The organism is Amycolatopsis sp. NPDC004747, from assembly GCF_053601335.1.
This window is the reverse complement of sequence record NZ_JBSGBQ010000033.1, coordinates 23409-36326: the sequence shown is the minus strand read 5'-3', so window position 1 is coordinate 36326 and position 12918 is coordinate 23409. Positions and strand designations below refer to the sequence as shown.

Here is a 12918-nt window from a genome sequence, read left to right as displayed (position 1 = left end):
GCACTCGCGGCCGGTTGCGGTACGGCACCAGGTCACCGGGTCAGCGGCAGGGCCACCATCCCGCGCAGCGCCGGGTTGGGCCGGCGCTGCACCTCGCCGCCGATCCGCAACGTCGGGAACCGCTTTCCCAACTGTTCGAGCAGCACCGTCATCTCGAGCCGCGCCAAGGCCGCGCCGAGGCACAGGTGCAGGCCGTGCCCGAAGAACAGCCCGCGGCCGCCGTCGCGGGTGATGTCGAAGCGGTCCGGTTCCGCGAAGCGCGCGGGGTCCCGGTTCGCCGCTCCGGCGAGGATCACCACGGCGTCGTCCGCCGGGATCTCCCGGCCGTCGAGCACCGTCGGCCGGGCGGCCGCGCGCTGGCTCATCTGGGCGGCGCCGTCCCACCGCAGGATCTCCTCGACCGCGCTCGCCGCCAGTCCCGGATCGCCGGTGAGCAGGGCGAACTGGTCCGGGTGGGTCAGCAGCGCGTGGATGCCGTTGCCCAGCGCACCCGCGGTGGTCTCGTAGCCGCCCCCGAACAGCACGAGCAGCGCGTTGAGCACTTCGTCGGCGGACATCAGTTCGGCGCCGTCGGCGGGCCGGGCCAGCAGCGCGGAGGTCAGGTCGTCGCCCGAATCGGCACGCCGGCGCGCGATAAGCTCCGTGAAGTAGGCCCGGTACTCGACGGCGGCCGCGTCGACCTCGGCGCGCAGGTCGGGCGACATCGCGGGGTTGACCTGCTTGCCGATCAGGTCGGTGATGCGGCGGAGCCGGTCGTGGTCGGCCTCGGGCACGCCGACCAGGTCGCCGATCACGGCCATGCCGAGCGGGTAGAGGACCGTGCCGGCGAACTCCGCCGCGCTCCCGTCCGCGGTGGCGTCGGCGAAGCGGTCCAGCACCCGGTCGGTGGCGCGGCGGACGGCGGGCTCCAGCTCCTGCACGCGCCGGACGGTGAAGTCGCGCACGAGCAGACGGCGTTCGCGCGTGTGCTCCGGTGGGTTCTTCCACGGCAGGAGATCGGACAACAGGGCCATCGCGGCGTTGTCGCGCCAGCCCGGCCGGTGCCGGTCGCGCCACTGCGCGTCCAGCACGGGGAAGGTGTCGCCGTCGGCGAGCACCTGCTGGCAGTCCGCGAACCGGGTGAGCACCCAGCCGTCGTAGACCTCGCTGCGGAAGACCGGTGTCTCCTCGCGGAGTTTCGCGTAGACCGGGTACGGATCGGCGAGCCCGGCCGGGGTGGACAGGGACAGCAGGGCTTCGTCGGCGGCTGCGGACACGAGTGCTCCCTCCGGTGGCGAAACGGTGTCCGCAGTCTTCTCCCCACCGCCCGCGCCGGGGCAGGGGTCCGGGCCCGGCTTCACCCGGATGGCAGGCGGTCAGAGCTTCAGGCGGTCACCCAGGCCGCGGATGTGGTCCGCGTCGCCGCAGCCGAGGTCCAGCTGGCGGCGGCGCTCCGCGACGAACGCCCGGCCCAGCCCCGTCCGGTCCGAAGTGGACATACTGCGGCGCAGGTCGTTCAGCAGTCCGCGTTCCTCGCCCCGGACGTGGGCGTCCACGGCGTTCTCCAGCCGCAGCAACGCCTTTTCGAAGTCTTCGCCGTCCAGCACGGCCAGGAGGTCGTCGGCGAACGGTGCGCCGGGGGAGGACGGGCGGACGATCCGCTCGGTCGCCGTCGCGTGGGCGACCAGCAGCGCCGACAGCTCCGCGACCAGGGCCGGCCGGTCGGCTTCGCTGTTGCGCAGGTCGCGCAGCAGCTGCTCGAACCGGCGGTGGTCGGCCAGCAGCACCTCCACCAGGTCCGAACCCGGCGCCGCCGCGGCCGGGGCCGGGCGCATCCAGCCGAACGTCAGCTCCACCGCCTGGCGCCAGTGCGCGTACTCGGAATCGCGGCGGGCCGGGTCCATCGCCGGCAGCCACTGGCCCGCCCGGTGCCAGTTGCGCCGCAGGCCCTCCAGGTCCGGCCAGTACCCGACCGACAGCCCGGCCGCGTAAGCCGCGCCGAGCGACACCGTCTCCGCCACCATCGGGCGCACCACCGGCACGTCGAGGACGTCGGCGACGAACTGCATCAGCAGGTTGTCCGCGGTCATCCCGCCGTCGACCTTCAGCGTCGACAGCGCCAGCCCCGAGTCGGCGTTCATCGCGTCGACGACCTCGCGGGTCTGCCAGCCGGTCGCCTCCAGCACCGCCCGCGCCAGGTGGCCCTTCGTGATGTACGACGTCAGCCCGGCGATCACCCCGCGCGCCTCGCTGTGCCAGTGCGGCGCGAACAACCCCGAAAACGCCGGCACGATGTAGCAGCCGCCGTTGTCCTCGACCGTGCGGGCCAGGGTCTCGATCTCCGGCGCGCTGCCGATCAGCTCCAGGCCGTCGCGGAACCACTGCACCAGCGACCCGGTGACGGCGATCGACCCTTCGAGGGCGTACACCGCGGGCTCGTCGCCGATCTTGAACCCGACCGTGGTGAGCATCCCGTGGGTGGACAGCACCGGGGTCGGGCCGGTGTTGAGCAGCAGGAAGCTGCCGGTGCCGTAGGTGCACTTCGCCTCGCCGGGCGCGAAGCAGGTCTGGCCGAACAGCGCCGCCTGCTGGTCGCCCAGCGCGGCCGCGATCCGGATGCCGGGGACCACGCGTGACGTCGTGCCGTAGACCTCCGTCGACGAGCGGATCTCCGGCAGCATCGCGCGCGGGACGTCGAAGAACTCCAGGAGCTCGTCGTCCCAGTTGAGCGAGCGCAGGTTCATCAGCATCGTGCGCGAGGCGTTGGTGACGTCGGTGACGTGCACGCCGCCCTCGGCCCCGCCGGTGAGGTTCCAGATCAGCCAGCTCTCGATGGTGCCGAAGAGGACGTCCCCGCGTTCCGCGCGCTCGCGCAGCCCGGGCGTGCGTTCGAGCAGCCAGCGGATGCGCGGCGCGGAGAAGTAGGTGGCGAGGGGGAGGCCGCACAGCTGCCGCACGCGGTCGGCGCCGGGTTCGCGGGCGAGCTGTTCGAGCATGGCGTCGGTCCGGGTGTCCTGCCAGACGATCGCCCGCCCGACCGGGTTGCCGGTGCGCCGGTCCCACAGGACGGTGGTCTCCCGCTGGTTGGCGATCCCGAGCCCGACCACCTGGCCGGCGGTCGCGCCGGCGTCGGCCAGCGCCTGCGGGACGATCCGGGAGAGGTTCCGCCAGATCTCGGTGGCGTCGTGCTCGACCCAGCCCGGCCGCGGGAAGTGCTGCTGGTGTTCCCGCTGCACGACGGAGACGAGCCGGCCGCGCGCGTCGAACAGGATGCACCGGGTGGAGGTGGTGCCCTGGTCGATGGACATCACGTACCGCTGGACCATCGTCCTCCCTTCACCATCGGGACGCGCCGAGGTCGCGGGACACCGCGCGCGCCGCGTCGCGGACCTGGGCCAGCAGTCTGGGGCTCGGGGCGCCGTCGGGCTCGCAGATGCGCTCGGCCGCGCCCGACACCCCGATCGCGCCCACCACGATGCCGCCGTGGCCGCGGATCGGGGCGGCGATCCCGGCCTCGCCGGCGATCATCTCGCCGTTCTCGGCCGCCCAGCCCGCCTCCCGTACCTTCGCACACGCCCGCTTGATCGCCGTCTGGGTGACCAGGGTGCGGCGCGTGTACGGCTCCGGGGTCGCCTTCAACGTCGTGTCGTAGGCCAGCAGGACCTTGCCCAGCGCGGTCGCGTGCAGGGGCAGCAGCGTGCCGACGTCGAGGGTCTGCAGGCTGTCGTCGGGGCGGAAGACGTGGTGCACGACGAGCACCCGGCCCTCCAGGGGCGCCCCGATCCGGACCGCCTCGCCGCTGCGGGCGGCCAGCGCGTCCGCCCAGTTGATCGCCCGGGACCTCAGCTCGTTGACGTCGAGGTAGCTCGTGCCCAGGTGCAGCAGGGCCGCGCCGAGCTGGTACTTGCCGGTGTCGCGGTCCTGCTCGACGAACCCGACGCCCTGCAGCGTGCGCAGGATCCCGTGCGCGGTGCCCTTCGCCAGTTCGAGGGACTCGGCGATCTCGCCGACGCCCAGCCGGCCCGAGCCGCGCGCCAGCAACCGCAGGATCGCGGCGGCGCGCTCGATGGACTGGATCGGACCGGGCACCGCGAGACCCTAACCCGACCGGCCCCGATTCGACAATGTCGAACATCCACTCGGGGCGTTCGACAATGCCGACCGGTGTCCGTTGACCGGCCTGACACGCGAACTTAACTTTCATCCACCAATAGGGGGACAAGGTCCTTTGTGGAGGAAAGCAATGGTGCGAAGCCTCAAGGCCCGTGGACTCGCCGGCGAGATGGCCGCCGAGTTCGTGGGAACGATGATCCTCATCCTGTTCGGATGCGGGGTGGTGGCGCAGGTCGTCGCCGCCGGGATCGGGGACCACGACAGCATCGCCTGGGCCTGGGGCCTGGGCGTCACTCTCGGTGTTTACGTCGCTTCGCGGATCAGCGGCGCGCACCTGAACCCGGCCGTGACCATCGCGCTCGCGGTGTTCAAGGGTTTCGAGTGGCGCAAGGTCGCTCCCTACGCCGTGGCCCAGACGGCCGGCGCGTTCCTGGCCGCGCTGCTGGTGCGCTGGAACTACACCGAGGTCCTCAACGCGAAGGACCCGGGCCTGACGATCAAGACCCAGGGCGTGTTCTCCACCCTCCCGGGTAACGGCACGCTCCCGGTGGGTGACTGGGGCGCTTTCCGCGACCAGATCATCGGCACCGCGATCCTGCTGATCGTCCTGTTCGCCATCACCGACCTCCGCAACACCTCGCCGGGCGCGAACCTGGCCCCGGTCGTCGTCGGCTTCCTCGTCGTGGCCATCGGCATGGCGTGGGGCACCGACGCCGGCTACGCGATCAACCCCGCCCGTGACTTCGGCCCGCGCCTGGCCTCCTGGCTGACCGGCTACGACACGGCGTTCACCGACCAGTACGGCTTCCCCTACTGGTGGATCCCGATCGTGGCGCCGGTGCTCGGCGCGCTGATCGGCGGCGCGATCTACAAGTACCTGATCGAGCGGTTCCTGCCCGCGGGCGAACCCCTCGACGCCATGCCCGCCAAGGACCTCGAGCCCGCCAACTGACCCACCGAGCCAACCCAGGAGCCAGACCATGCCGGACTTCGTCGGTGCCGTGGACCAGGGCACGACCAGCACCCGCTTCATGATCTTCGACCACGGCGGCAACGAGATCGCCCGCCACCAGCTCGAGCACGAGCAGATCCTCCCCAAGCCGGGCTGGGTCGAGCACGACGCGACCGAGATCTGGGAACGCACCCGCTCGGTCATCGCGACCGCGCTCAACAAGGCCAACCTGACGGTGACCGATCTCGCCGCGCTCGGCATCACCAACCAGCGCGAGACCACCGTCGTCTGGAACCGCCGCACCGGCCGCCCGTACGGCAACGCGATCGTCTGGCAGGACACCCGCACCGACCGGATCGCCTCCGCGCTGGAGCGCGAGGGCAAGGGCGACGTCATCCGCCGCAAGGCCGGCCTGCCGCCCGCCACCTACTTCTCCGGCGGCAAGCTGCAGTGGATCCTCGAGAACATCCCGGGCGTGCGCGAGGACGCCGAGAAGGGGGACGCCCTCTTCGGCACCACCGACTCGTGGCTCATCTGGAACCTCACCGGTGGCCCGGACGGCGGCGTGCACGTCACCGACCCGACCAACGCCTCGCGCACCATGCTGATGGACCTCGAGACGCTCGACTGGGACGACGAGCTGCTGTCGTTCTTCAACGTCCCGCGGCAGATGCTCCCGGCGATCCGGCCGTCGTCGAACCCGGGCTTCGGCACCACCCGCGCGGACGGCCCGCTCGGCGGCGAGGTCGCCATCACCGGCGTCCTCGGCGACCAGCAGGCCGCCACCGTCGGGCAGGTCTGCTTCCGGCCCGGCGAGGCCAAGAACACCTACGGCACCGGCAACTTCCTGCTGCTCAACACCGGCCACGAGCTGGTCCGCTCGCAGCACGGCCTGCTCACGACGCTGTGCTACCAGTTCGGCGACGACAAGCCGGTCTACGCGCTGGAAGGCTCGATCGCCGTCACCGGCTCGGCGGTCCAGTGGCTGCGCGACCAGCTCGGCATCATCAGCGGCGCGGCCCAGAGCGAGAGCCTGGCCCGCCAGGTCGAGGACAACGGCGGCGTCTACTTCGTCCCGGCGTTCTCCGGCCTGTTCGCCCCGTACTGGCGCTCCGACGCCCGCGGCGCGATCGTCGGCCTCACCCGCGCCACGACGAACGCCCACATCGCGCGGGCCACCCTGGAAGCGATCTGCTACCAGACCCGCGACGTCGTCGAGGCCATGCAGAACGACTCCGGCGTCACGCTGGACGTGTTGCGGGTGGACGGTGGCGTCACCGCCAACGAGCTGTGCATGCAGCTGCAGGCGGACATCCTCGGCGTGCCGGTGTCGAAGCCGGTCGTCGCCGAGACCACCGCGTTGGGCGCCGCGTACGCGGCCGGGCTGGCCGTCGGGTTCTGGAAGTCGACCGACGAGCTCGAGCAGAACTGGAACGAGGACAAGCGCTGGACGCCGTCGTGGAGCGACGAGCAGCGCGCCGAGGGCTACGCGGGCTGGCAGAAGGCCGTGGGCCGCACGCTCGACTGGGTCGACGTGCAGTGACCATGAGGAGGAACACCGTGACCCCGCTATCGCCGCAGTACCGGGCGGAAACCCTGCGGAAGCTGGTCAACGAAGAGGTCGACGTGCTCGTGGTCGGCGGGGGAGTGACCGGGGCCGGCGTCGCGCTCGACGCCGCGTCCCGGGGGCTGTCGACCGCGCTGGTCGAGGCCCGCGACTTCGCCGCCGGCACGTCCAGCCGGTCGTCCAAGCTGATCCACGGCGGCCTGCGCTACCTGGAGCAGCTGGACTTCAAGCTGGTCCGCGAAGCCCTCAAGGAGCGCGGGCTGCTGCTGCAGACGCTGGCCCCGCACCTGGTGCGGCCGGTGAAGTTCCTGGTCCCGCTGCAGCACCGGGTGTGGGAGCGCGGCTACATCGGCGCCGGCGTCACGCTGTACGACACCCTCGGCGGTGCCCGCGCGCTGCCGCGGCACCGGCACCTGTCCAAGCGCGGTGCCTTCAAGGTGGCTCCGGGGCTCGCGGACGACGCGCTGATCGGGGCGATCCAGTACTACGACGCCCAGGTCGACGACGCCCGCCACACGATGACGATCGCGCGGACGGCCGCCGAGCAGGGCGCCTCGGTGCTCACCCGGACTCGCGTCACTTCGCTGCTTCGCGACGGCGAGCGCGTTGTCGGCGCGAAGGTGGTCGACCGCGAGAGCGGCGTGGAGTTCGAGATCCGCGCGAAGACGGTCGTGGCCGCGACCGGCGTGTGGAGCGACGACATGGCGGAGGCGGCCGGCATCCCCGCGCCGTTCACCGTCCGCGCGTCGAAGGGCATCCACCTGGTGGTGCCGCGGGAGAAGATCGACCTGGACACCGGGCTGATCCTGCGCACCGAGAAGAGCGTGCTGTTCGTCATCCCGTGGGGACGGCACTGGATCGTGGGCACCACCGACACCGAGTGGGACCTCGACCGCGAGCACCCGGCGGCGAGCCGGGCGGACGTCGACTACGTGCTCGAACACCTCAACGCCGTCCTGCGCACCCCCGTGACGCACGACGACATCGAGGGCGTCTACGCCGGTCTCCGCCCGCTGCTGGCGGCGAAGGCGGCCGCGACGACGAAGCTGTCGCGGGAGCACGCGGTGGCGCACCCGGTGCCGGGCCTGGTCATCGTGGCCGGCGGCAAGTACACGACCTACCGGGTGATGGCCGCGGACGCGGTCGACGTCGCGGTCGAGGAGATCGGCCGCCCGGCCCCGCCGTCGTGGACCGACCGCCTCCCGATCGCCGGCGCCGAGGGCTACCACGAGCTGTGGGAGGACCGGTACTCCGTGGCCTCGCGGGCGGGCCTTTCGCTGACCCGGGTGGAGCACCTGCTGCAGCGGTACGGCACGCGGATCTGGAACCTCGTCGAGCTGATGGAGGAGGATCCTTCGCTGGCTTCGCCGATCACGGAGACCTCCGAGTACCTCCGCGTGGAGGCCGTCTACGCGGTCTCCCACGAGGGCGCGCTGCACCTGGAGGACGTCCTCACCCGGCGGACGCGCATTTCGATCGAGGAGCGCGACCGCGGCGTCGCGGCGGCCCCGGTCGTCGCCGGGCTGATGGCCCCGCTGCTGGGCTGGGATGCCCACCGCACCGACCGTGAGGTGGCGAACTACCTGGCCCGTGTCGAAGCGGAGCGCTCGGCGCAGGAGGCCCCGGACGACGCGGCGGCGAACGCCACCCGCCTCGCGGCGCCGGCGCTCCTGCCGGGCTAAACCGGGCACCGCCGTCGCGCGTGGACACCCCGGAACCCACCCGAGGGGGAGGAGCAGGGGATGTTCAGAGGTGTTCTCGCGACGACGGCGGTGGCGGTGGTGCTCGCCGCGGTCCCGGCGAGCGCGGGCGAACCGGTCGCCCCGGTCGACCTCGGCACGCTGCCCGGCGGGCTGACCAGCTACGGGAACTTCGTGTCGAACGACGGAACGGTGTTCGGGACGGCGTTCGACAAGGCGAACAACCCGCGCGGGGCCCGGTGGGACGCGGCCGGCCGGATCACCGAGCTGCCGCCGCAGCCGGGCTACGCGTCGGTCGTCCCCACCGCGATCACCGGCGACGGCGTGGCGGTCGGGAACTCGATGTCGGCCAGTGCCTCCGCCGGGCGGGCGACGCTCTGGGGCGCGTCCGGGGTGCCGGTGGACCTGCCGCCGGCGCCGGGCTACGCGTCTGCCAGCGTGGCCGCGATCAACGCCCACGGCATCGCCGTCGGGTATTCCTACGGCGCCTCGGCGCCGGACACCGCGGTGAAGTGGGACACGAACCGGGGCACGGTCACGGCTCTCGGCCACGGCCGCGGCTTCGCGATCAACGACGCGGGCGCGGTCCTCAGTGCCTACGAGGGGGAGTCGAAGTACTGGGACCCGGCGGGCAACCTCGTGCCGCTGGAAGGCGGCGGCACCCCCGCCGACCTCGACAACGCGGGCACGGTCGTCGGCTCGAGCGGCTCCCACGCCGCGAAGTGGGATGCGGCGGGACACCTCACCCTGCTCGACACCACCTGGAAGTCCAGCGCGGCGGAGAAGATCGGCGCGGACGGGACGATCTACGGCACCGTGGAGGCGGGGGACGGCGTCCGCCACCTGGCCCGCTGGGACGCGGCCGGGCGGCTGACCGTGCACCCGAACCCGGACGGCGGGTGGACCCGGTTCGTCACCGCGAACGACACGGGCAGCGCGCTCGTGGAAATCGGCTCCGGCCGGTACTTCGTCTGGGGGCCCGGCGGCGGCCTCACCGCGCTGGGGCGGCTGGCGGACAACGCCTGGTGCGGTGCCGAGGACCTCAACGACCGCGGCGAGGTCACCGGCGCCTGCACGGTGCTGAGCCGGAACCTGCACGCCCTGCGGTGGGACCTGCCGGTCATCGGCACCTGGTGAGCACGCCCAGCTCGGTGAGCACGTACCGGGCATTGGCCGAGATGACCGGGTTCGTGTGCCGGTAGTACGGCAGCTGGATCACGGCCATCGACAACGCCCGGCCGCGGCCGCGGGCCCAGGTCGCGTCGTCGGGCACCACGGCGTCGCGGAAGGTGCGCCTGGTGTCCGCGGTCAGCAGGTTCCACGCCGGGATCAGGTCGACGGCGGGGTCGCCGAGCCCGGCCGTGGCCCAGTCGAGCACCCCGGTCAGCCGGCCGTCGCGCAGCAGGAGGTTGCCCGGCATCAGGTCGCCGTGCAGCCGGCACGGCGGTCCGGTCCACTGTGGAGCCTCGAGCGCTTCGGCCCACACGGCGAGCGCGGCCTCCGGGTCGAACGGCTCGTCGGTACGGCTCAGCTCCTCGATCGCCCGGCGGGTGGCCGCGTCCACGTCCGGCAGCGGCTGCCCGCGGCGGGCCGGGGGACCTTCCGCCGGGTGCGCCCGCAGCGCGCGCACGAAGTCCGCCAGGTCGCGGGCCGGCGCGTCGCGGCCTTCGCGCGCCGGTGTGCCGTCGAGCCAGCCGTGCACCGCCCACGGCCACGGGTAGCCCTCGGCGGGTTCGCCGACCGCGACGACGGCCGGGACCGCGACCGGCAGCTCGCCGAGGCTGCCGAGGGCCCGGCCTTCCTTCGCGATGTCGCCGGCGCCGCCCGCGGTGAGCGGCAGCCGGACGGTCAGCGAGCCGCCCAGGCGGTACACCGCGTTGACCGTGCCGCCCGAAGCCAGGGGAGTGACCGGCAGGTCCGCCCACTGCGGGAACTGCCCGCGCACCAGCCGCCGGACCAGCGCGGTGTCGATGGCGTGCTCGTCGGCGTGCATCCGGCCCATGGGCTCACCGAACCACGCACGTCAACGGGGTTTCCGTGAGCCGCGGCACCCCGGATTGCACGACGATGCATGGGCGTGCATAATCATTCGCATGTCCAAGGTGCTCACTTCCCTGCCCGTCGGCGAGCGTGTCGGTATCGCCTTCTCCGGTGGCCTCGACACTTCCGTAGCGGTCGCGTGGATGCGCGACAAAGGCGCGGTCCCCTGCACCTACACCGCCGACATCGGCCAGTACGACGAGCCCGACATCGAGTCGGTGCCCGGCCGGGCCGGTCAGTACGGCGCCGAGATCGCGCGGCTGGTCGACTGCAAGGAAGCCCTCGTCGAAGAGGGGCTCGCGGCGCTGACCTGCGGCGCGTTCCACATCCGCACCGGCGGCCGCAGCTACTTCAACACCACCCCGCTCGGCCGCGCGGTCACCGGCACCCTGCTGGTGCGCGCGATGCTCGAGGACGACGTCCAGATCTGGGGCGACGGCTCCACCTACAAGGGCAACGACATCGAGCGGTTCTACCGCTACGGCCTGCTGGCCAACCCCTCCCTGCGCGTCTACAAGCCGTGGCTCGACGCGGACTTCGTCACCGAGCTCGGTGGCCGCAAGGAGATGTCGGAGTGGCTGCTCGCCCACGACCTTCCTTACCGCGACAGCACCGAGAAGGCCTACTCGACCGACGCCAACATCTGGGGCGCCACGCACGAGGCCAAGTCCCTGGAGCACCTGGACACCGGCATCGAGATCGTCAAGCCGATCATGGGCGTGGCGTTCTGGGACCCCGAGGTCGAGATCCCCGCCGAGGACGTCACGGTCGGCTTCGAACAGGGCCGCCCGGTGACCATCAACGGCAAGGAGTTCGCCACCGCCGTCGACCTGGTCCTCGAGGCCAACGCCATCGGCGGACGGCACGGCCTCGGCATGTCCGACCAGATCGAGAACCGGATCATCGAGGCCAAGAGCCGCGGCATCTACGAGGCGCCCGGCATGGCGCTGCTGCACGCCGCCTACGAGCGGCTCGTCAACGCGATCCACAACGAGGACACCCTCGCCAGCTACCACAACCACGGCCGGCAGCTGGGCCGTCTGATGTACGAGGGCCGCTGGCTGGACCCGCAGGCGATGATGCTGCGCGAGTCGCTGCAGCGCTGGGTCGGCACCGCGATCACCGGCGAGGTGACGCTGCGGCTGCGGCGCGGCGAGGACTACTCCATCCTCGACACGACCGGCCCGGCCTTCAGCTACCACCCGGACAAGCTGTCGATGGAGCGCACCGAGGACTCGGCGTTCGGCCCGGTCGACCGGATCGGCCAGCTGACCATGCGCAACCTCGACATCGCCGACTCGCGGGCGAAGCTGGAGCAGTACGCCAGCCTCGGCATGGTCGGCGGCTCGAACCCGAAGCTGATCGGCGCTGCCCAGGCCGCGTCGACCGGCCTGATCGGCGCGATGCCCGAGGGCGGCGCCGAGGTGATCGCCTCGCGCGGCAAGACCGACGACGACGAGCTGCTCGACAGCGCCGCGATGGAGTTCGGCACGGACTGACCTTTCCGGCGTTCCCGAAGGCCACCACGCCCGCCGTGGTGGCCTTCGGCGCGTTCAGGGGACGAGCACGACCTTGCCGGTCACCGTGCCGGATTCGGCCAGCGCCAGCGCCTTCGCGGCTTCGGTCAGCGGGATCCGCGCGGCCACCTGCGCCTCGAGCTTCCCCGCGGCCGCCAGGTCGAAAACGGCGGTCAGGTCTTCGGCCAGGCGCGCCCGGAACCGGGCGAGGTTCCGCTTGCCGCCCCAGACGTTGTAGAAGTGCGCCCGGCGGCGGTTCGGCAGCGCGGTCCACCACAACAGGCGCGCGAACAGCTTCAGCACCGGCAGCCGCGAGTTGCCCGGCTTGTCCTTTGTGGACGCGCTGCCGTAGGCGACCAGGGTGCCGCCCGGGGCGAGCAGCCGGAACGAGTCCGCGATGCCGGGCCCGCCGAGGTGGTCGAACACCGCGTCGACCCCGCCCGGCGCCAGTTTGCGCACCTCGGCGGGCACCTCGCCGCGGTAGTCGACGGCCGTGGCGCCGAGCGCGGTCACGACACCGAGGTTGCGAGCCGACGCCGTGCCGATCACCTCGATCCCGGCCGCGCGGGCCAGCTGCACCAGCGTGGTGCCGACGCCGCCGCTCGCGCCGTGCACCAGGATCGTGCCGCCGGCCTTGACCTTCGCCCACCGGTGCAGCATCTGGTACGCCGTGATGCCGTTGACCACGAAGGTTTCCGCCTCGGCGGAGTCGAGACCGTTGGGCACGGGCACCAGATCGGCGGCCGGGACGGTGAGGTGGCTGCTCCAGCCGCCGATCTTGGTCAGCGCGGCCACCCGGCGCCCGACCAGGGCCGGGTCGGCGGCTTCGAGCACCGTGCCGACCACGTCGTAGCCGGGGACGAACGGGAACGGCGGCTGGTCGTAGTACTTCCCGCGGCGCATCTGCTGCTCGGCGAAGGAGACGCCGGTCGCTTCGACGCGGAGGAGGGCTTCGCCGGCGCCGGGCTTCGGCAGTTCGCGGTGTTCGACGCGCAGGCCTTCCGGCTCGGCGATGCCGGGGAGGACGATCTCGGTGACGGTCATCGGTGG

The 12918-nt window shown here is 72.3% G+C and carries 10 protein-coding genes; 5 read left to right on the top strand and 5 right to left on the bottom strand.

What is annotated here, in order from left to right:
• Window positions 1-32: 32 nt before the first annotated feature.
• The 3 genes from ACWEGE_RS37520 to ACWEGE_RS37510 form a co-directional block, all read right to left on the bottom strand.
• Window positions 33-1256 (bottom strand): cytochrome P450, encoded by a 1224-nt coding sequence (locus ACWEGE_RS37520; protein ID WP_449665231.1) that lies wholly within the window; start codon window positions 1254-1256, stop codon window positions 33-35.
• Window positions 1257-1355: 99 nt separating this feature from the next.
• Entirely contained in the window at window positions 1356-3305 is a 1950-nt protein-coding gene (gene glpK / locus ACWEGE_RS37515; protein WP_449665230.1) for a glycerol kinase GlpK, read from the bottom strand.
• Window positions 3306-3315: 10 nt separating this feature from the next.
• Window positions 3316-4068, bottom strand: a complete 753-nt coding sequence (locus ACWEGE_RS37510; protein WP_449665229.1) for an IclR family transcriptional regulator — start codon at window positions 4066-4068, stop codon at window positions 3316-3318.
• Window positions 4069-4222: 154 nt separating this feature from the next.
• Here ACWEGE_RS37510 and ACWEGE_RS37505 point away from each other — a divergent pair, with 154 nt between their 5' ends.
• From ACWEGE_RS37505 to ACWEGE_RS37490, 4 genes are read left to right on the top strand one after another with little or no spacing between them, the layout of a single operon-like run.
• Entirely contained in the window at window positions 4223-5044 is an 822-nt protein-coding gene (locus tag ACWEGE_RS37505; RefSeq protein ID WP_449665228.1) for an MIP/aquaporin family protein, read from the top strand.
• A gap of 28 nt (window positions 5045-5072) precedes the next feature.
• A complete protein-coding gene (gene glpK, locus ACWEGE_RS37500; RefSeq protein WP_449665227.1) occupies window positions 5073-6587 on the top strand; it encodes a glycerol kinase GlpK in 1515 nt (504 codons plus the stop codon).
• Window positions 6588-6589: 2 nt separating this feature from the next.
• On the top strand, window positions 6590-8293 hold the full coding sequence (locus ACWEGE_RS37495; protein ID WP_449665226.1) for a glycerol-3-phosphate dehydrogenase/oxidase: 1704 nt from the start codon (window positions 6590-6592) through the stop codon (window positions 8291-8293).
• A 60-nt stretch (window positions 8294-8353) separates the two neighbouring features.
• The gene (locus ACWEGE_RS37490; RefSeq protein WP_449665225.1) at window positions 8354-9448 is read left to right on the top strand and encodes a hypothetical protein; all 1095 of its coding nucleotides are present in this window, start codon (window positions 8354-8356) and stop codon (window positions 9446-9448) included.
• On the opposite strand, the gene ACWEGE_RS37485 is transcribed toward ACWEGE_RS37490, so the two are convergent.
• Window positions 9432-10313 carry an aminoglycoside phosphotransferase family protein gene (locus tag ACWEGE_RS37485; RefSeq protein WP_449665224.1) on the bottom strand — a complete coding sequence of 294 codons (882 nt, stop codon included), beginning with the start codon at window positions 10311-10313 and terminating at the stop codon, window positions 9432-9434. The two genes, ACWEGE_RS37490 and ACWEGE_RS37485, sit on opposite strands and share 17 nt — an antisense overlap.
• Window positions 10314-10404: 91 nt before the next feature.
• Between ACWEGE_RS37485 and argG the strand changes: the two genes are divergently transcribed.
• Entirely contained in the window at window positions 10405-11850 is a 1446-nt protein-coding gene (gene argG, locus ACWEGE_RS37480) for an argininosuccinate synthase (protein ID WP_449665223.1), read from the top strand.
• 54 nt (window positions 11851-11904) lie between these two features.
• Here the strand turns inward: argG and ACWEGE_RS37475 are convergent, their stop codons facing one another.
• Entirely contained in the window at window positions 11905-12912 is a 1008-nt protein-coding gene (locus ACWEGE_RS37475; RefSeq protein WP_449665222.1) for a medium chain dehydrogenase/reductase family protein, read from the bottom strand.
• Window positions 12913-12918 lie beyond the last annotated feature (6 nt).

Bases quoted from the DNA above. Each gene is read 5' to 3' on its own strand.
- ACWEGE_RS37485 (WP_449665224.1), bottom strand. From the start codon at position 10,313: ATGGGCCGGATGCACGCCGACGAGCACGCCATCGACACCGCGCTGGTC.
- ACWEGE_RS37475 (WP_449665222.1), bottom strand. From the start codon at position 12,912: ATGACCGTCACCGAGATCGTCCTCCCCGGCATCGCCGAGCCGGAAGGC.
- argG (WP_449665223.1), top strand. From the start codon at position 10,405: ATGTCCAAGGTGCTCACTTCCCTGCCCGTCGGCGAGCGTGTCGGTATC.
- glpK (WP_449665230.1), bottom strand. From the start codon at position 3,305: ATGGTCCAGCGGTACGTGATGTCCATCGACCAGGGCACCACCTCCACC.
- ACWEGE_RS37505 (WP_449665228.1), top strand. From the start codon at position 4,223: ATGGTGCGAAGCCTCAAGGCCCGTGGACTCGCCGGCGAGATGGCCGCC.
- ACWEGE_RS37495 (WP_449665226.1), top strand. From the start codon at position 6,590: ATGAGGAGGAACACCGTGACCCCGCTATCGCCGCAGTACCGGGCGGAA.
- ACWEGE_RS37490 (WP_449665225.1), top strand. From the start codon at position 8,354: ATGTTCAGAGGTGTTCTCGCGACGACGGCGGTGGCGGTGGTGCTCGCC.
- glpK (WP_449665227.1), top strand. From the start codon at position 5,073: ATGCCGGACTTCGTCGGTGCCGTGGACCAGGGCACGACCAGCACCCGC.